Here is a 17,766-nt window from a genome sequence, read left to right as displayed (position 1 = left end):
TCTTATCTTGAAAGGAAGTAATGCCCTTGGACAGCCAAAAGCCGTTCGGGAATCATCGCAGACCTTATACCTCTGCCGAGCATAAACGGATCGAGAAGCGGCTGCGGGATACCGAGCAACTATTACATTCCCTGTTTGCCCATAATCCGAATGCGATCGGCGTGTTTACCGCTGGCGGGAACCTGGTCCGCTCCAATTCTACCGCCGCATTGTTGACCGGTTACAGCGAGCAGGAGCTGCTCGGCAAGTCGTTCGCCTCGTTCCTTGCACCCGATCAAATATCGCTCGGCGTATATTATTTTACACGTGCGGCAAACGGGTCACCGAGAACGTTCGAAACGGTGCTGCTGCATAAGAACGGGTACCGCATAGAGGTAAATGCGACATCCGTACCGATTACGGACGGGCGGAGAATCAACGGATTTGTCGTGATCTGCCAGGATATATCCGAACGCAAGCGAAACGAAAACCGGATTCGGCATATGGCTTACTACGATGATATGACGGGATTGCCTAACCGGCGCTATTTTATAGAAAAGCTGTCGGAGGCCTTAACTTCGGCACGGAAGGATAAGGTCGCCGTCTTCTACACGGATATCGACCGGTTCAAGCTGGTTAACGACAGCTTCGGACACGACTACGGGAATATGCTGATGCTGCAATTGGCGGAGCGGTTTACCCACTGCATCGCTCCAAGCGATTTGCTCGCCCGTACCGAGGGAGACAAGTTTGCAATCGCTTATTTGGACATTTCCGGAGCGGAGGAGCTCAGGCCCCGTGCCGAAATGATCGCAAAGATGCTTGAGCAGCCGTTCGTCGTAGGCGGCGATTCGATCCATTTGTCGGTTAGCATAGGTATCTCCTTGTATTCGGGCACGGAAGAGGAAGATGCGGAAACGTTGATGAAATATGCGGAAATCGCGCTGTCGCGTTCGAAGGAAAGCGGGAAGAACAATTATCAAGTGTTCAACCAGGCGATGAAGACGGGCTCCCTCCAAAAGCTCAAGATGGAAAGCGAGCTGCGGAGAGCGCTGCAAAACGGGGAATTCGAGCTGTATTACCAGCCGCAAATGGAAGTAAGCAGCGGGAAAATCGTCGGCATGGAGGCGCTGATTCGTTGGATGCATCCGACCCGGGGCATCGTGCCGCCGCGTGAATTTATTCCTGTCGCGGAAGAAAGCGGTCTGATCGTGCCGATCGGCGAATGGGTCATCATGGAGGCATGCCGGCAAAACAAGAAGTGGCAGGATGAGCAGCTTCTTCACGTGCCGGTATCGGTCAATTTGTCGGTGCGTCAGTTTCTTCAGCCTAGCTTGAAGGAGAAAATCGCGAACATGCTGGAGATAACCGGACTCGCTCCGGAATATCTCGATTTGGAAATAACCGAAAGCATGACGATGGACGTGGATTTTGCCACCACGAACTTGCTCGAGCTCAAAAATCTCGGCGTTCAAATCAGCATCGACGATTTCGGGACGGGGTACAGCTCGCTCAGTTATTTAAAGAAGTTTCCGATCGATAAGCTGAAGATCGATTATTCGTTCGTTCGCGATATTATGAGCGATCCGAACGATGCGGCGATCGTAGCGACGATTATTTCCATGGCGCATCATCTTCATCTGGAGGTTATCGCCGAGGGGGTAGAAACGAAGGAACAGCTTACCTTCCTGGACCGCAACCGCTGCAACCATATCCAGGGCTACTGGTTCAGTCCGCCGGTTAATTCGGTGCAGATCGAAGAATTGCTGCATAGCAGGAGGAGCGAGGTTTCATGATTGCGGCGATTTCGTCACCGCGTCATGCGGCATAAAAGGAAACAGAGCATGCAATATACATAGGCAAAACGAAAACGAGCCGATATCGGCTCGTTTTTTTGCTTCGATTACGCGTCAGTTCGCGTGAAAATCTTCAATTTCGTTCAGATGAAATTGATATACCTTTTTCTCATCCACATGGTAGACGGTAATAAGCTGGGATTCGGCATCGAAGCTTAATATGCGGCAAGGCAGGCTGATCCGGACGCCTTTGCCCTTCAGCGCGGACAAACGAACGAGCGTATTGGTTTGCTGGTAATCCTTCAGCAGGTTCACGGCGTAATTCGGTTCGGGAACGGAGGCTTTAGACGAATGGCTCTGTGCTGTGCGCGATTCGGCAGGCTTCGGCGTTTTCTCTGCGGCAGAGGGCGCCCTGTTTTCTTTTATGGGAGACTTCTTGATGCTGACAGCTTGCTGATTATGGGGTTCCGCTAAAGAGGCGTCGATTATTTTGCCGAGCTCGATTCCTTCGTTAATTTGGTAATCCAATACTTTGCCGGTGTTTAACATATGCAGCAGCGCTTCAAGCGCAATGCCGTTGTTATAACCTTCGACCAAAATGCTGACGTTGAAAACGTATCCTTTTTTGGTTTGTGCGATTTTCGCTTCACTCATGATTTCATGCCTCCGACTAAACTAGTCCATTTTCACTATACCATGAATGAATACCTAAAAGTAGACCCGAATAGTAAAGAATTGGTGGTTCAAAAGAAATATATATTAATGCTATTTACTGTATAAAATTTGGAAATATTCGCTTTCGATATGAAAAAGTAGTGTAAGTATGTCCTAAGTACCTGCCGCACATGCAAAATGCGTTTAACCTCCGCGAAGTCCAAACCAACAGCCGATTTCTTTCATATACTGTAAGACAGCGGATTTGCTTGGCAACGAAAGGAGATGCATAGTCTTGATGCAGCTAAAACCGGTGGAAATCGGGGGCCGGGTGGCGCTTGCCGTCGAAGTGCTGCTCCCCAAAACGACGTTGCTGGTAGTAACAACGGACAAAGGATATATCATGTGCGGAGCGCTGGATATTCAACTGCTCAACGATCGGCTGAAGGATAGACGAATCATTGCAGGAAGAGCCGTGGGCGTCAAGACGATCGAGCAGCTGCTGGAGGCCCCCCTTGAATCCGTAACGAACGAAGCGGAAGCGCTGGGCATCCATCCCGGTATGAAAGGCAGCGAAGCGATTCTGCGCATGATGTAATTGTTGTAAGCGTCATCTTAAAAAGGCGTTTTGACATATCATGCAACACAAAAACAACTGCTTATTGTGAAATAAGTTGTTTTTGTGTTGTTTTTCTGTTGACATATCGATTGGCGGGGCGTAGGATATAAACATTAACTTTAGAAGGGCGGTCTGAGACGCATGGCTGCAGCGGTTGTGCTTGTCCTTTGTTCAGGCTTGACGCATGCCGTTTGGAATTTGTTTACGAAAACCTGTATGAACAAAAGCGTTTTTTTATGGTTGATTCATGGGGTTTCGCTTGTTATTTTTTGGCCTTTTCTATTGAAGGATTTGCTGCATAACGATATTCCCCCGGTGGGATACTTGTTCATGTTATTGTCTTTTTCGCTGCAGGCTTGCTACGGTTTGCTACTCGCGAAGGTTTATTCGTACGGCGATTTATCGCAAATGTATCCGATTATGCGCGGAACGGGTGCTTTTCTGGTCCCGATAGTCAGCGTGGCCGTTTTCGGCGAGTCGTTGTCGGTTGTCGGCTGGACGGCTCTGATCGTCATTGTCGGCGGTATGTTTATGATCAGCGGTTTGGGGATGAAGCGTCCGGCGAACATGGATGCTCCGATGTTTCGGAAGGCGATCGGTTATGCGCTGCTTGTCGGGCTTTGCATCACCAGTTACGTTATTGTGGATAAGCAGACGTTAACGTACTTATCGCCGCTGGGGCTTATCGAGCTTACCAACCTCGGGGTCGTAGCTGCGCTCACGAAAATATCGCTGCAAAAAGGTCTCGTGAAACGCGAATGGCAGGTCAATTGGCGTAAAGTGCTGATAGGGGCGATTTGTGCGCCTGGTTCTTATTTATTGTTCTTGTATGCGATGGAGCTTTCCCCGCTTTCCCACATCTCGCCGATTCGTGAAATCGGAACCGTGTTCGGAACCGTGCTCGGCATTCTCGTTCTGAAGGAAAGCCAAGGCACGAGACGGATCGTCATGTCTACGATTATCGCAGGCGGAATCATCTCTCTCGGGGTTTGGGGATAGAGATCGATTTTACATAAGGCTTCGTGTCCATTACGTTTGGAAAATGCCGCTCTCCGCTTTTATTTTGCTGGGGTTGCGGGTGCGGCGGCAAGGTTTGAAGTGACATCGTCTATAATGCCATGCATTGCGTTTCGGAGCGGATGAACCGTTCCGGAACGCTTTTTTTATTTTTTCTACTAAACTCATCGAACTAAAATTCAAAAAGAAAAAAAGATGATTGAAACAGGGTTGAAAATAGAGCGGTTTACTCGGAATTATTAGGCGAAAGCCTAAAATTTGTAGGTGAAATAGGCGAAAACGAAAAATGATGAAAATGTTTATTCCAAAATGGAATAAACTCTAGTATAATGAGTGTACATAAGAAAGAAATCATCCAAGAATGGAGCTAGCAGGGGGGAGAAAAATGGGGAAGCAAACCGTTTCGGCGAATTGGCGGCTGTTGGCCGATATTTTTTGGTCGTTTTTCAAAATAGCACCGGTCACGTTCGGCGGCGGCTACGCGATGATACCCGTAATCGAACGGGAGGTAGTGGAGAAACGAGGCTGGATCACCGAAGAGGAAATGGTCGATGCGTTATCCATTGCAGGCTCTGCCCCGGGAGGCGTCGGCGTTAATGCCGCTACGTTTATCGGATTCCGTACGGGCGGCATTAAAGGGGCGATCGCCGCGGTAATCGGCATTACGCTCCCGACTTTTCTGATCGTGTTAGCGCTCAGCTTCGTTTTTATATGGCTTGACGGAAACGCCAAAATGACCGCCGCGTTCGAAGGAATCAAATCCGCGGTAGTGGCGATGATCGCTTATGCCGCATATCGTATCGGCCGCAGCGCCGTATTCGATAAAGCGACGCTCGCAACCGTCATCGGGGCGGTTGCCGTTCTGCTCTTCGTGAAGATGAACCCTATCATCGTTATGGCATTAGGGGCGCTGCTCGGAATCGGATTGGTCAAATTGAAAGAAAAACTCGGAATGGCGGTACGCTTGGAGAAGAACGAGCAATCCGGCGATGAAGCGGGTCAAGATAAAGGAAAACCGTTTTACCGGTATGACGACTATTATATCGGCGAAGGCATCTAATACGTCAGGGAGAATTGCAGAACGTTCCGGTTCGACGGCATAAGGCTTCATACAGACAAGAGTGGGGGTGAGCGGATGCTGCTGCAATTATTTTGGACATTTTTCAAGGTAGGGCTCGTCTCGTTCGGGGGCGGATATGCGATGATCCCGATCATAGAAAACGAGGTAGCCGCTCACGGGTGGCTTAGCCCCGAGAGATTCGCGGAAGTGACGACGCTGGCAGGCATGTCGCCGGGGCCGATCGCGATGAACAGCGCGATATATGTAGGCTTCCAAACGGCCGGACTGGCCGGGGCGACGGCAGCGGCGCTCGGCATCGTATTGCCGTCGCTAATCATCGTCGTAGCGGCAGCGGCGTTTTTCTATAAGGCGCATCAGAACAGGCTCGTCAAATCCGCATTTTACGGACTTCGTCCGATCGTTACCGGCCTGATCGTGTACGCGGCGATTCGGTTCGCCAGCGTGAACGGCGTTTTTGGCGGATTGACGCTTCATACTGCTTTTGCGTTGGGCATTTTCGCATTCGCGTTGTTTGCCATGGCAAAGCTGAAGATGCATCCGGTTTATGTTATTCTACTATCCGGCATAGCAGGCGCTGCGGTTTTCGGTTAACCTGCCGCGAGCCGCTCCATATATGAAAGGACCGAAGCCGGTCAAAGGCGATTGCTTTTGACCGGCTTCGGTCTTTTTTTGAAGACTCAGATCCGTATATCCTTGTTGGGCAAAATCTCCATGTTCCTGTATAATAAATGCGAAGGAAATAGAGCCGGGAGGGCGGAGCCATGACGTTATCGGATCGGATAACAAGCCGCAAGGCCAAACAAATTTATGCGCTGATCCGCCGGCAGGGAACGGTGTCGAAGCTCGATTTGCTCAATCAAAGCGAACTGACCGTCAGCACGCTTACGCGTATTTTGGAGGAATTGGCATCCCAGAAGCTGATCGTCGAGGTCGGCTTCGGGGAATCGACGGGCGGCAGAAGGCCGATTTTATACGAGACGAACGCTGCGTACCGTTATGTGTTCGGACTTGATATTTCGCGGTTTTACTCGCGGATCGTGCTGTGCGATATGCACTTGAACAAGCTGGATTCGCGAAGCTGGAGCATGACGGCGAAGATGACCCCGCAGGTGGCGGTCGAGCTTTTCGTCCGGGCCGTTGCCGACCTTATGGGCCGTCACGGCATAACGCGCGAAGCCGTGCTCGGCATCGGCATCGGAGCGGTCGGTCCGGTCGACCGGCATCATGGAGTCATTATGGAGCCGCTTTATTTTCCGGCGCCGGGCTGGAGCAACGTGGATATTTGCCGCATCATGGAGGAGCAGCTCGGCATTCCGGCGACGCTCGACAACGGCGCGAATGCCGCTATTTTAGGCGAATACTGGGCGGACGACGGGCATTCTTATGACCATCTGCTTTACGTTCATGCCGGTATCGGGCTCCGCTCTGCGATGATGACCGGCGGCCAGCTCGTTTACGGGGCTTTCGACATGGAAGGCTCGGTCGGACAAATGATTATTGAGACGGACGGGGTCAAGCATCGCGAGAAGGGCGGCAATTACGGCTGCCTGGAGTCGTACGCTTCGATTTATGCGCTTGAGCAAGCCGCCCAGTCGAGGTTGAAGCAAAGACGCGATTCCCGGATGCTGGAGCTGGCGGGGACGCTTGAGCAGGTCGGATTTCCGCATCTGCTGCAGGCGCTGCAGGAGGGCGATCCGCTTGCGGTCGAGCTGTTTACGCAGACGGCTACTTATTTTGGCATCGGATTGTCCAATTTGCTGAACGTGCTGCACCCGCAGAAGGTTGTGCTCGGCGGCCCGCTCGTGAGCAGCCATGAGCTGTTTTTCCGCGTGGCGACCGAGGTGGCTTTGAAGAACGCGTATCACTATCCTTCCTATCAAGTCGTATTCAGCAAGGGCAAGCTCGGCGAGGACGCGTTAGCGGCCGGTGCTGCGGCGCTTGTCATCAACAAGCTGACGGAATGAAACGGGACCAAAAACGATGCTTACAAACGCTGGGAATATGATATAGTCGAGATTAGTGACATCTAAGAGACAGGGGTTGTTGGGATGTACGGAGCTCCGTTATCCATTCATGCGAAAAAAATGATGCTGCTCGGATCGGGCGAGCTGGGGAAAGAAGTCATTATCGAAGCCCAGCGTCTCGGCGTCGAAACGATTGCCGTCGACCGTTATGAGAACGCGCCTGCCATGCAGGTCGCTCATCGGCATTATGTGATCAACATGCTGGATCCGCAGCAGCTGAGGGAAGTAATCGAGCGCGAAAAACCGGATGTAATCGTGCCCGAAATCGAGGCGATCGCGACAAGCGAGCTGGTAGAGCTGGAGAAAGAAGGCTATCGGGTTATCCCGACTGCGAACGCATCGCGTCTGACGATGGACCGTGAAGGCATCCGCAGGCTTGCGGCCGAAACGCTGCAGGTGCCGACGGCAAAATACGCGTTCGCCGACAGCTTGGACGAGCTGAAGCAGGCGGTGGCCGAGATCGGGCTGCCTTGCGTCATTAAACCGATCATGAGCTCATCGGGCAAAGGCCAAAGCGTTTGCCGGTCCGAAGCGGACATCGAGACGAGCTGGAGCTGCGCGATGGAAGGCGGCCGCGCCAAGAAAACGCGGGTCATCGTCGAGGAATTCATCCGCTTCGAGTCGGAAATTACGCTGCTTACGGTTCGTTCGGTTTCGGGCACCTCGTTCTGTCAGCCTATCGGTCACGTGCAGAAGGACGGCGATTATATCGAGTCATGGCAGCCGCACAGGATGAGTGCCGAGCAGCTCGAAGAATCCCAGCGCATCGCCAAGAAGGTAACCGACGAGCTGGGCGGCTACGGGATTTACGGCGTTGAGCTGTTTCTCGGGCAGGACAAGGTGTATTTCAGCGAGGTGTCGCCGCGCCCTCACGATACGGGACTCGTTACGCTCGTCAGTCAGGATTTGTCCGAGTTTGCGCTGCACGTCCGCGCCATTCTCGGATTTCCGATTCCGACGATTCGTTTATTGACGCCGGGCGCTACACACACGCTTAAAGCAGCGGAGGAAAGAATCGATTACCGGATCGAAGGGATTGCCGAAGCGCTTGCCGTCCCGAATACGCAGGTGCGCGTTTTCGGCAAGCCGGAAACGAAAATCGGACGCCGGATGGCCGTCGCATTGAGCTCTGCGGACGATGTCGGCAAGGCTCGGGAGCGAGCGCTTGAAGCGGCCGGCGCACTGCGGATCGTGTATCCGGGCGTCGAGGAGTAAGCAGGGGAAAATACGAATAACCGGGAGGTAACGCATTCATGGGAGCATGGTTGACGAAAGGCGATATCGTATTGTTTCAAGGGGACAGCATCACGGATGCAGGACGCAACAGGGAGAACGGAGCGGATCTGGGGAGAGGTTACGCTTGGATGACGTCGGCGTTGTACGGCTCCGCATTTCCGGAAAATCAAGTGAGGTTTCTGAATCGCGGAATTAGCGGCAACCGGGTAGTCGATTTGCAGGGACGCTGGCAGGAGGACTGCCTCGATTTGAAGCCTACCGTCGTTTCGATCTATATCGGCATTAACGATACATGGCGCAAATACGACAGAAACGACCCGACTTCGGCGGAAGCCTACGAAGCGGGATATCGCGAATTGTTGGTGCGCACGAAAGAAGAGCTTGGCGCCAAAATCGTCATGATCGAACCGTTTGTTCTGCCCGTGCCGGAGGACCGCCGGACATGGCGCGAGGATCTGGACCCGAAGATTACGGTAGTACGCGAGCTTGCGCGCGAATTGTGCGCCCGTTTCGTCCCGCTCGACGGCTTGTTCGCTCAGGCGTCGATGCAGGCCGAGCCTGCGTTTTGGGCGCCTGACGGCGTTCACCCGTCGCCGGCCGGCCATGCGCTGATCGCGAAAGCTTGGCTGCAGGCGGTCGGAGTCAACCTGTAAATTTCAAATAAACCGCTGCATCCTGCGGCGGTTTATTTGCTGTCAATCAGAAAGGTTATCGAAGAAGCGTCATGGGACCTATGGCAAACGCTAGCATGAAAAACGTCGGCAGCCGTTTCTTCGATAACAAGGTTCATGAGAAAAGGGGGAACGACGATGCCGGACACGATCACACATGTAAACGCTTTACCTGGGGTTACGATTCAGAACGGGCCCCGCGATTGGACCATCCTGCAAAGAAATGCAGGCGGTACTGCCGATATCGCCATATCGGGCACATGGCTGACTACGGAGAGCGAATTTTCCGTACAGGCCAGAATCGTCGAAGAAGCGACGCAAGCGCCGGTTTCGGCCGAGCATGATTGGCAGGATGCGGAGCTGGACATGGAAGCCGGTACCTTCAGTATGGTATTACGAAACATTCCCCAAGGCGGGCTGTACCGGATCGAAACGAGAATACGCCGCCAATACGCAAGCGACCGAAGAGCGACGCGGGGCGACTGCATCCATCATCTCGGCGTGGGAGACATCTACGTAATCGCCGGTCAAAGCAACGCTTCCGGCACCGGAAAAGGGACGGTGAACGACGGGCCGCAGCTCGGCGTTCATTTGTACGGCAACGACGAGCGCTGGCGGCTTGCCACGCATCCGCTGGAAGATGCGACGAACACGCTGCATCCGGTTACGGTGCATGGCGTTTTTCACGGGCACAGTCCTTGGCTCGCGTACGGGAAGACGATTTATGCGCGAACGGGCATTCCTGTCGGTCTCATTCCGGCTGCTCTCGGCGGGAGCGCCGTTGACAGGTGGACGGGACCGGGCAAAGATTTATTCGACAATATGGCGGATATGATTGCGAAGGCGGGCGGCAGCATCGCCGGAATTTTATGGTACCAGGGCGAAAGCGATACGTTTCAGCGCGGGAAGGTTGATGTTTATGCGGAGCAATTCCGCTCGTTCGTTGCGTCTGCGAGAACGCTTATCGGCAGAGAGGCTTTGCCGGTGCTGACGGCCCAGTTGAACAGATGCAAGGGCGTAGTGGGGGAGGAGCACCGCAACTGGAGCGCGATAAGGGAGATCCAACGGCAGCTTGCTGCGGATATTGCCGGTCTGCACTTGATCGTTACGATCGATTATCCGCTGTCCGACGAAATCCACAACAGCTCGGCGTCGAATGTAGCGGTCGGCGAACGGTACGCCGATGTGGCGCTGCAGCATATATACCGGCGGCCTGCCGACTGCCGGTATCCGACGCCTGTCTCGGTTGCGGCCGCAGGCGAAGATCGAAGCCGAATTCGGGTTAGCTTCGCTTCGCTTTCAGGCGATTGGACGCCGAATCATCCGATCGCCGATTTCGCCGTCGAGGACGAAAGCGGTTTTGTGAAGCTGAAATCGGTTGTCATTGAACCGAACAACGATATCGTGCTCGAGCTTGAGCGGCCCCCGGCCGGTGAAGTGACGCTTCACGCCCTGTACGGAGCCGATCCCGAGGTCACCCTGCGGGACGATCAGGGACGATGCATGGTGCCGTTTTCTATACGCGTTACGGAGAGCATCGAGTAAGACCGCCATGCAACGAAAAAAAAGGCTGTCACGGCATTTTACATTAGTGCCGTAACAGCCTTTTTAGGCTGGGAAGATCCCTGGAGCGGCGTGGCTACTGCCGGCTTAACAGCCGCCGGCAGTAGCCACGCCGCTCTGAACCGAGCATTATTCAAACAGCTTGCGCAGACCTTCCTCGTAAGGGGCTCTGACGATGCCCTTCTCGGTGATGATCGCCGTTACATACTCGTTCGGGGTGACGTCAAACGCCGGATTGAATACTTTGACTCCCTTAGGCGCCGTACGCTTGCCGAAGCCTTGCGTAATCTCGTCTTCGTGCCGCTCTTCGATCGGAATCTCATCGCCCGTCGGGGTGTTCAGATCGATCGTCGACAGCGGACAGGCTACGTAAACCGGGATGCCGTGCGCCTTGGCTAGTACCGCTACGCTGTACGTGCCGATCTTGTTGGCGACGTCGCCGTTCGCCGCGACGCGGTCGGTGCCGACGATGACCGCTTGCACCCAGCCTTTGGACATGACCATGCCGGCCATGTTATCGCAAATCAGCGTGACGTCGACGCCCGCCTGCTGAAGCTCGAACGCGGTCAGACGCGCTCCTTGCAGCACCGGACGCGTTTCGTCCGCGAACACCTTCAGCTTCATGCCGCGCTCTTGCGCCAAATACATCGGCGCGAGCGCCGTTCCGTATTTGGCGGTGGCGAGTCCGCCAGCATTGCAGTGCGTCAGCACGCCCATGCCGTCCGTAAACAGCGTCAGCGCATGCTCGCCGATCATCCGGCACGTTTCCTCGTCCTCCGCTTGAATTTGCTTCGCTTCCTCAAGCAGCGCTTCTTTCATTTCCGCAACTTCGCCGGATTCGGCAGCCAATTCGCCTGCGCGGCGTTTCATCCGATCAAGCGCCCAGAACAGGTTGACGGCGGTCGGACGCGAGGTTGCCAAATAGTCGGCAATCTTGACGACCTCTGTCGCGAGAGACGCGCGGTCGCCCCCAGCGGAGCCGCGGATGCCCAAATATACGCCGAATGCGGCGGAGATGCCGATCGCAGGGGCTCCCCGTACGGTCAAGTTGCGGATCGCTTCCCATACTTGCTCGGCTGTAGTCAGGTCAAGGAACTCGATAACTTCCGGCAGCAGCCGTTGATCGAGCATTTCGACGTGATCCGCGTTCCAGCTTACGGATACAAGTCCGCCTGTTGCCGGGGAATTGTTCGCGGAGGCTTCGTTATTATTTATACTCATATCATTTCCACTCCTGTTGTCGGTACTTTTTCTGTGTAACCATATCTTACGAACGGCAGGGACGGCTAAACTTGCCTGCTTGCGATTGCCAGCACTTCGTCGATCGATTCGGCCTTCCGATTCAGCTTGATAAGCGACGTACCGATCGCCAGCGCGATTCGTTCCGCACGGGCGCGCGTTTCGCCGTCGGAGATTTTTTCGATATCCGCGACGTGCGCGAGACCGACGATGCGCCGAACCATTTTACAGCCGGCATAGCCGATCGTATCCTGCAGCAGACGTTTCATATACGATTCCTTATATCCTGGGGTATGCGCGATCCGGTCGACGAGATGCTGATCCCACAGCGCCCCGAATTTTGCTTCGAACTGTTCCCAAACGTCCTTGACCGTGTCCAGCAAGTACGCTCGGTAATCCGCACGGCCGGCCTCGTCCTTGATCCAGCCTTCCTGTCCGGCATAGTTAAGGAGCAGATTCGCAATTACCGCGCCGATATCGAAGCCCATTGGCCCGTAGTAGGCAAATTCCGGATCGATGACCTTCGTCGATTCGGTTGTAATAAAGATGCTTCCCGTATGCAAATCGCCGTGCAGCAAAGCCTGTCCTTGCGTCAGAAACTTCTCGCGAAGCAGCGCAACTTCAAGCTTCAGCTCCGTATCCGTCGTAAGCGCGGCTGCATCTGCGCGGATAAGCTCGTGAATATTGTTGTTCGGCGAATCGGTGTACGGATCGTCAAAAATGAGATCTTCCGTTATTTTGCACAGTTCCGGGTTGATAAACTGGCCGACGCGGAGCTTTTTTTGCTGCTGATTCATGCCGAGATCGGATGTGAAGAACAGCGTATTCGCCATAAACTCCGAAATATGGCCGGCGAATAGCGGGTATTTATTGCCTTCGATCAAGCCGCGGCGCATGATGACATGATCGCTCAAGTCTTCCATGACGGTAAGCGCCAATTCGGCGTCGTATTTGTAGACGTGAGGAACAAGGCCCGGAGCCAGCGACTCCTCGATTATAAGCGCTTCGCTCTCGATGCGGGCGCGATCCAGCGTAAGCGGCCACGATTCCCCGACGACTTTGGCGTATGGCAGCGCCTGCTTCATAATGATGCTCTTACCGCTAGCCGGATCGGATATGTGAAAAACGAGATTCAAGTTGCCGTCGCCGATCTCGCGGCTTTGCAGCTCGGCATTCGCAGCGAAAACATTTTCCAGACCGCGGGCATATGCGATCGCTTGCTCTTCGGTTAACGGATGGTAGGACATCGGCTTGCCTCCTTAAAAGGAATAAAAATGATGATGAACCCGGCAAAATCCGGAATTCTTATGCGGATTGTCAGGTTTAAGTCCTTACGGCTGCACAATCTTTGCTTCCCCTAGTATATGATACTTTTTCTTCACATGGAATAGCAGCGAAAAAGGGAGGCCGGATTACCGTATAATACGATGCGGGGAGCGGGCCGCTAAACAAAAAAGATGCCGGTGCAGGCATCCTTTTCGTTCAAATATTACATGAATATGTCCCGCATACTTAAGTCTGGTTAACGTGCGCTTCCTTCCGAAAAGCCGGCGAAGTCGTCTTTTACGAAAATGTGCGATCACCTGGCCGAGTTTTCATCCAGCCTGTGGACCGAGGGGCATGGACGTTCATCCTTACGTTGCCATTAAGGCTCCTCGATATGCTGCAGTCCGAAAACGCCCGCTTGGAGCAAGGAATCGAGCTTCGCTTAACGCCGGAGTCCGATTTTGCCGGCTTGGAGAACGGATTCACCGGTATGCCGAGCAAAATACCCGCTGCAAGCAGGCGTTTTCGGACTCGAAGCGGGGAAAAGGAGCCGTACCCGATTCGAAGCGGGCAAAGTCGGACTGCAGCGCATGTAAGCGACGAGCGAGGAGTGAAAGCAGTTAGGAATACCGGTTGAAAGCCTGTATCCAATACCTCGCCAAAGAACAAACGTATATCCAACACCAAAGCCGCCGAAAGGCGGCTTTCTCAAAATATCGGCAATTTATATGTTTCACAATAACTTAAGCCTGATATTTCATCGGTAAACGCGCCTGTCCCAGCTTATGCTTACGGAGCCGCTTTCTTCGAAAGAGCGTTTAGGACGGCGAAGCCGTTTATCCTTGAAGACTCAGGATGAGGCTCGACTTCTCGGTAAACGCGTGGCGTCCAAAGGACGCCGCAAGCGTTTATGCTTGCGGGATTTACATGATGCGTCAGGCATCGGCCGACGCCTTATTTTGAAGCTTTTGGCGGTATACTAGCTTCGAAATCGACACGCTGATCTCATATAACGCGAACAACGGGATAATGACGAGAATGTCCGAAATAATATCGGGAGGCGTAATCGTAACGGCGACGATGCTGAGTACGAAATAGGCCGGTTTCCGCGCTTTGGCCAGACGTGCCGGATTGACGATCCCGAGCTTGCTTAGAAACAAAGTCACCGCCGGCATCTCGAACAAAAAACCGAACGGAACGGTCATATGGATCATAAAACGGAAATATTTTTCCGCGGTATAGACGGTTTCAAAATCATGCGCCATTCCGTTCAGAAACCCGAGCACCATCGGATAGATGATAAAATAGCCGAAGGAAATGCCGGCGACGAACAACAGCGACATGACGGGGATGTAGATGACGGTGGCTTTCTGCTCCCGTTCCCGCAGAGCCGGCTTGACGAACAGCCAAGCTTGGCTGGCGGCTACCGGAATCGTCAGCGCGATTGCGCCGACGCCGGCGATCATGAAATAAACCCAGACGATGTCGGAAGGGCCGAGAATGGCCAGTTTCTGATCCAAGTCGCGCACAAGCCAGCGGTAAATATCCTTCACGAAAATAAAAGAAAAGCAAAAAGCGAGCAGGAAGGCGAACAGCGTCAGCATGATCCGCTTCCTGAGTTCCGCAAGATGGCCGACGAAATCCTGGTTGTCTTTAGTCATAGGCATGTGCTCCGGTTAAGCTTGTTTATTGTCGGCTGCCGGAAGCTTGTCCGCATCTTCTTTATCCTCTTTGCCGCCGCCGACAAGCTCTCTCGTTGCGGCCTTGAACTCGGTGAGCGTGCGGCCGAACGCGCGGCCCAGCTCTGGAAGCTTGGACGGTCCGAAAATGACGAGTGCGATAATCAGGATCAGCACCAAGCCGCCGATGCCGATATTTCCGAATGGCATGCGAATGTCTCCTTTATTTCGGTAATGAACCGGGCGGAAGTAAGGATTTCCTTTGGGTTCCGCCCGGTTTTACGGTTTGAAGCTTACATCATGAACGTAAATCCTGTTATGGCGACGACGGCCGGACGCGGCATCGTATCTCCGCTTCTGTGCGGCCACATGCTGGTCGGCTTGGAAGCGTCCGTCGTGTTCTCGCCCGGGTGCTGGACGGCAAGGAACAAAGTCCGCTCGTCAGGCGTAAACCATGGACCCGTCATTTCCGCATCGAGCGGGGCGGAGGCGAATTGCATGGCTTCACCCTTGTTCGGCCCGACAGTAGGAATGACGAACATTCCGTTATTCATAAATTCGGTGAAAACGCCTTTGTTCATGCTACTTGAGGACATATCGGTTACGGTCCACAGGTTGCCGTTGGAATCAAACGTCAGGTTGTCGGGCGCGCTGAAGCCGCTTTGTCTGCCGCCTGCCGCGAAAATTTCGAAGTCGAACTCCATGGCGCCGAGATCGCTGTTCTTCTCAAAGAAACGCGTGATATGTCCGTGAATGTTGCCGTGGCTGTCATTGTTCGTATGTGCGACCCAGAAAGTGTTGTCGAACGGGCTGATTTCGATGTCCTCGGGACGGTCCGTCGGCGTGCCGCCGAGCAGCATAGCCGCCTCGTGCGTGTTGACGAGCACGTCCGCCTGCGTTTGGAACATGGCGGTCAGCTTTTCTTTCGTATGCCCCATAACCGATAGGACGGCAGGCACTTTGAATTTGGCGTCTTCGACGACCTTTTTCACTGCATCGATCGTCAGCGCGATCCATTTGCCCTTCTTCATGTCGGCCACATACAGGGTGCCTTCCTCAAGCAGCTTCGTATTTGCCTTGCCTACCGCCGGATTCGGGTCGTATTTGCCGTTGCTGATATATTTGTAGACGCCTGCATCCTTCTTGTCATCGCCCATATAGACGACGACGCGTCCGTCTTTGGAGAGCCCCATCGCGGTGTTTTCGTGATTGAAGCGGCCAAGCGCAGTGTGCTTGCGGTCGGTAAAGTTGGGATCGAACGGATCGACCTCGATTACCCAGCCGTAATGCGTCGGCTCGAGCCCGGCGTCAGCCGATGTGCCCTCGAAATTTTCTTCGCAGGAAAGCACCGTATTCCACAGTGTCATGCCTCCGGAGCAGTTGGCGAACGTGCCTTGAACGGTCGTCGCGTTTTTGACGGCTGCCGTGCCTTTGGCCGGACCTCTAAGCTCGAACGGCGTTTTGCCGGTAATGCGCCGGTTGAAGGAAGAGTCTTTCTTCAGCTTCCAGACGCCGTCCGTATCGCGGTACACTTCAATGACCGACCCGCCTTGCACGTACAGCATTTTGTCGATTTGCTCCGGCGTATATTTCCCGTCTTTTTTGGCGCCTTGAACGAAAATATCGCTCGAGTATTCATGGTTGACCCACAACAAGCCGTTCTCGTTGGAGCCGTTGATCGGAAAATATACCGTGAAGTCGTTGTTAAAGCCGAACGTATCGCCTTTGCTGTTGATGACGTCCCCGTAGGCGGCAACAATATCGTATTTGTAACCTTTCGGAAGAATGAGCTTGTCTTCTTTGGAAGGATCGATGGCGTCGAAATAGCCGGAAACTTTGTTCGTTTTGAAGCCGAATAGGTGATCGGCCGTTTTGGCGCTGGCCGTTCCGTCAAGCGTTCCGAGTCCTGCCGATGCGGCGGCGAGCGCGGCCGCTCCGGAGCCGAGATACGTTAAGAAGGTGCGTCGGTTGATTGTTTTGGACATGAACGATATTCCTCCCCAGGAAAAGTTCTCTTCTTCATTGTAGAAACGTACTATTAACGCAGGATCAGGGGCATGTGGAGAATTTGTTAAGACGTCCGGCGCTTCTTCGGATCATTTGATGTATAATGGAATGTATTGCGTTAAATGTATGGTGGCAATAATGGATGGGGAGGGACGTTTATGGGCAAGCCGGTTGCGCTAAAAGAATGGGCGGTTGCCGTCAAGGCGCTGCTGGAGGGGAAGCAGATCTTCATCATGCGAAAGGGCGGAATAGCGGAAGAAACGCGCGATTTTCAGCTGCAAAGCAAAGCGTTTTATCTATTTCCGACTTACGAGCATCAGAAAAAACATTTGATGAAAGACGAATATGCAGGTTCGCTTGACGAAACGCTTGCGGAGTGGCGGCTTGGGCAGGAAACGGTTCCGATCTCATGTTACGCCGAAGCGGTGGAGGGTTTCGAGGTATACGACCAGGAAGAGCTGGACAAGCTGGGGGATCTGCACATTTGGACGGATCGTTTTGCCGAAGAACGGCTGAAATGGAAACGCAAAAATCCTCTGCATGTGATTGCGCTTCGCGTTTATGCGCTGGACGAGCCGCAAATCATCGCCAACCTGGCGGGTTACGCGGGCTGCATGTCGTGGATCGAGCTGGAAGAACCGATCGATGCGAAACGCGATGCCGGATCGGAAGCCCGCGTTTTAAAGCCGGTGCTGGATGATGAAGCGTTCGCACGCCGGCTGGCGGCGTTGAAGGCGGCGTTAGGCCGTTAGAAGGGGCTTGCAGCCCTTTTCCGGAACCGATAATCGCTTCGCGTATATAGTCCGATAACCAGCACGAATGTCGAGAGAAGCCGAGGGACCTGCGGGGAAAGCGGTTGTTTTTTGCGTGCAGCTTCATTTAAAGGCGAAAACCGGACTATCTTGCTTTTGCATTGTCGGTTATAATAAAGTATA

At 53.6% G+C, this 17,766-nt stretch carries 17 protein-coding genes; 11 read left to right on the top strand and 6 right to left on the bottom strand.

Translation table 11 applies throughout. From position 1 onward, the window contains the following. Nucleotides 1-26 precede the first annotated feature (26 nt). Complete coding sequence (locus DQG23_RS04880) at nucleotides 27-1,775, top strand: putative bifunctional diguanylate cyclase/phosphodiesterase (RefSeq protein ID WP_238177752.1); 1,749 nt, start codon at nucleotides 27-29, stop codon at nucleotides 1,773-1,775. A gap of 114 nt (nucleotides 1,776-1,889) precedes the next feature. Here DQG23_RS04880 and DQG23_RS04875 read toward each other — a convergent pair whose 3' ends face one another. Beyond that, on the bottom strand, nucleotides 1,890-2,429 hold the full coding sequence (locus tag DQG23_RS04875; protein WP_113029695.1) for a hypothetical protein: 540 nt from the start codon (nucleotides 2,427-2,429) through the stop codon (nucleotides 1,890-1,892). 298 nt (nucleotides 2,430-2,727) lie between these two features. On the opposite strand from DQG23_RS04875, the gene DQG23_RS04870 reads away from it, so the two are divergent. From DQG23_RS04870 to DQG23_RS04835, 8 genes are all read left to right on the top strand, one after another. After that, nucleotides 2,728-3,027: a YunC family protein gene (locus tag DQG23_RS04870; protein WP_420330209.1), complete on the top strand. Its 300-nt coding sequence runs from the start codon at nucleotides 2,728-2,730 to the stop codon at nucleotides 3,025-3,027. 162 nt (nucleotides 3,028-3,189) lie between these two features. Beyond that, nucleotides 3,190-4,047, top strand: a complete 858-nt coding sequence (locus DQG23_RS04865) for a DMT family transporter (protein ID WP_113029693.1) — start codon at nucleotides 3,190-3,192, stop codon at nucleotides 4,045-4,047. A gap of 403 nt (nucleotides 4,048-4,450) precedes the next feature. Continuing rightward, on the top strand, nucleotides 4,451-5,125 hold the full coding sequence (locus DQG23_RS04860; protein WP_113029692.1) for a chromate transporter: 675 nt from the start codon (nucleotides 4,451-4,453) through the stop codon (nucleotides 5,123-5,125). 75 nt (nucleotides 5,126-5,200) lie between these two features. Further along, the gene (locus DQG23_RS04855; RefSeq protein WP_113029691.1) at nucleotides 5,201-5,737 is read left to right on the top strand and encodes a chromate transporter; all 537 of its coding nucleotides are present in this window, start codon (nucleotides 5,201-5,203) and stop codon (nucleotides 5,735-5,737) included. Nucleotides 5,738-5,907: 170 nt separating this feature from the next. Beyond that, the gene (locus DQG23_RS04850; RefSeq protein ID WP_113029690.1) at nucleotides 5,908-7,110 is read left to right on the top strand and encodes an ROK family protein; all 1,203 of its coding nucleotides are present in this window, start codon (nucleotides 5,908-5,910) and stop codon (nucleotides 7,108-7,110) included. Nucleotides 7,111-7,194: 84 nt separating this feature from the next. Next, nucleotides 7,195-8,385 carry a formate-dependent phosphoribosylglycinamide formyltransferase gene (gene purT, locus DQG23_RS04845; protein ID WP_113029689.1) on the top strand — a complete coding sequence of 397 codons (1,191 nt, stop codon included), beginning with the start codon at nucleotides 7,195-7,197 and terminating at the stop codon, nucleotides 8,383-8,385. 38 nt (nucleotides 8,386-8,423) lie between these two features. After that, a complete protein-coding gene (locus DQG23_RS04840) occupies nucleotides 8,424-9,059 on the top strand; it encodes an SGNH/GDSL hydrolase family protein (protein ID WP_192894547.1) in 636 nt (211 codons plus the stop codon). 156 nt (nucleotides 9,060-9,215) lie between these two features. Next, nucleotides 9,216-10,622: a sialate O-acetylesterase gene (locus DQG23_RS04835; RefSeq protein WP_158560299.1), complete on the top strand. Its 1,407-nt coding sequence runs from the start codon at nucleotides 9,216-9,218 to the stop codon at nucleotides 10,620-10,622. A 147-nt stretch (nucleotides 10,623-10,769) separates the two neighbouring features. On the opposite strand, the gene mtnA is transcribed toward DQG23_RS04835, so the two are convergent. Together mtnA and mtnK are read right to left on the bottom strand one after the other, a co-directional pair. Then, complete coding sequence (mtnA, locus tag DQG23_RS04830; protein WP_113029687.1) at nucleotides 10,770-11,861, bottom strand: S-methyl-5-thioribose-1-phosphate isomerase; 1,092 nt, start codon at nucleotides 11,859-11,861, stop codon at nucleotides 10,770-10,772. A gap of 65 nt (nucleotides 11,862-11,926) precedes the next feature. Beyond that, nucleotides 11,927-13,126, bottom strand: coding sequence for an S-methyl-5-thioribose kinase (gene mtnK, locus DQG23_RS04825; RefSeq protein ID WP_113029686.1), 1,200 nt, complete (start codon nucleotides 13,124-13,126; stop codon nucleotides 11,927-11,929). Between the two features lie 413 nt (nucleotides 13,127-13,539). On the opposite strand from mtnK, the gene DQG23_RS04820 reads away from it, so the two are divergent. Then, entirely contained in the window at nucleotides 13,540-13,782 is a 243-nt protein-coding gene (locus DQG23_RS04820) for a hypothetical protein (protein ID WP_113029685.1), read from the top strand. Nucleotides 13,783-14,080: 298 nt separating this feature from the next. Here DQG23_RS04820 and tatC read toward each other — a convergent pair whose 3' ends face one another. The 3 genes from tatC to DQG23_RS04805 form a co-directional block, all read right to left on the bottom strand. Then, the gene (gene tatC, locus DQG23_RS04815; protein WP_113029684.1) at nucleotides 14,081-14,806 is read right to left on the bottom strand and encodes a twin-arginine translocase subunit TatC; all 726 of its coding nucleotides are present in this window, start codon (nucleotides 14,804-14,806) and stop codon (nucleotides 14,081-14,083) included. A 15-nt stretch (nucleotides 14,807-14,821) separates the two neighbouring features. Then, complete coding sequence (locus DQG23_RS04810; protein ID WP_113029683.1) at nucleotides 14,822-15,034, bottom strand: twin-arginine translocase TatA/TatE family subunit; 213 nt, start codon at nucleotides 15,032-15,034, stop codon at nucleotides 14,822-14,824. Nucleotides 15,035-15,117: 83 nt separating this feature from the next. Continuing rightward, on the bottom strand, nucleotides 15,118-16,809 hold the full coding sequence (locus tag DQG23_RS04805; protein WP_113029682.1) for a PhoX family protein: 1,692 nt from the start codon (nucleotides 16,807-16,809) through the stop codon (nucleotides 15,118-15,120). A gap of 180 nt (nucleotides 16,810-16,989) precedes the next feature. Here DQG23_RS04805 and DQG23_RS04800 point away from each other — a divergent pair, with 180 nt between their 5' ends. Continuing rightward, nucleotides 16,990-17,583 carry a DUF1802 family protein gene (locus DQG23_RS04800; RefSeq protein ID WP_113029681.1) on the top strand — a complete coding sequence of 198 codons (594 nt, stop codon included), beginning with the start codon at nucleotides 16,990-16,992 and terminating at the stop codon, nucleotides 17,581-17,583. Nucleotides 17,584-17,766 lie beyond the last annotated feature (183 nt).

The sequence above is a fragment of the Paenibacillus contaminans genome (assembly GCF_003285015.1).
Classification (GTDB): Bacteria; Bacillota; Bacilli; order Paenibacillales; family NBRC-103111; genus Paenibacillus_V; species Paenibacillus_V contaminans.
This window is presented reverse-complemented; position numbering and strand designations above follow the sequence as displayed.

Excerpts from the sequence above, each read along its gene's own strand:
- DQG23_RS04860 (WP_113029692.1), top strand. The coding sequence starts at position 4,451 with ATGGGGAAGCAAACCGTTTCGGCGAATTGGCGGCTGTTGGCCGATATT.
- DQG23_RS04865 (WP_113029693.1), top strand. The coding sequence starts at position 3,190 with ATGGCTGCAGCGGTTGTGCTTGTCCTTTGTTCAGGCTTGACGCATGCC.
- DQG23_RS04850 (WP_113029690.1), top strand. The coding sequence starts at position 5,908 with ATGACGTTATCGGATCGGATAACAAGCCGCAAGGCCAAACAAATTTAT.
- tatC (WP_113029684.1), bottom strand. The coding sequence starts at position 14,806 with ATGACTAAAGACAACCAGGATTTCGTCGGCCATCTTGCGGAACTCAGG.
- purT (WP_113029689.1), top strand. The coding sequence starts at position 7,195 with ATGTACGGAGCTCCGTTATCCATTCATGCGAAAAAAATGATGCTGCTC.
- DQG23_RS04820 (WP_113029685.1), top strand. The coding sequence starts at position 13,540 with ATGCTGCAGTCCGAAAACGCCCGCTTGGAGCAAGGAATCGAGCTTCGC.
- DQG23_RS04875 (WP_113029695.1), bottom strand. The coding sequence starts at position 2,429 with ATGAGTGAAGCGAAAATCGCACAAACCAAAAAAGGATACGTTTTCAAC.
- DQG23_RS04800 (WP_113029681.1), top strand. The coding sequence starts at position 16,990 with ATGGGCAAGCCGGTTGCGCTAAAAGAATGGGCGGTTGCCGTCAAGGCG.
- DQG23_RS04810 (WP_113029683.1), bottom strand. The coding sequence starts at position 15,034 with ATGCCATTCGGAAATATCGGCATCGGCGGCTTGGTGCTGATCCTGATT.
- DQG23_RS04870 (WP_420330209.1), top strand. The coding sequence starts at position 2,728 with ATGCAGCTAAAACCGGTGGAAATCGGGGGCCGGGTGGCGCTTGCCGTC.
- DQG23_RS04835 (WP_158560299.1), top strand. The coding sequence starts at position 9,216 with ATGCCGGACACGATCACACATGTAAACGCTTTACCTGGGGTTACGATT.
- mtnA (WP_113029687.1), bottom strand. The coding sequence starts at position 11,861 with ATGAGTATAAATAATAACGAAGCCTCCGCGAACAATTCCCCGGCAACA.
- DQG23_RS04805 (WP_113029682.1), bottom strand. The coding sequence starts at position 16,809 with ATGTCCAAAACAATCAACCGACGCACCTTCTTAACGTATCTCGGCTCC.
- DQG23_RS04855 (WP_113029691.1), top strand. The coding sequence starts at position 5,201 with ATGCTGCTGCAATTATTTTGGACATTTTTCAAGGTAGGGCTCGTCTCG.
- mtnK (WP_113029686.1), bottom strand. The coding sequence starts at position 13,126 with ATGTCCTACCATCCGTTAACCGAAGAGCAAGCGATCGCATATGCCCGC.
- DQG23_RS04840 (WP_192894547.1), top strand. The coding sequence starts at position 8,424 with ATGGGAGCATGGTTGACGAAAGGCGATATCGTATTGTTTCAAGGGGAC.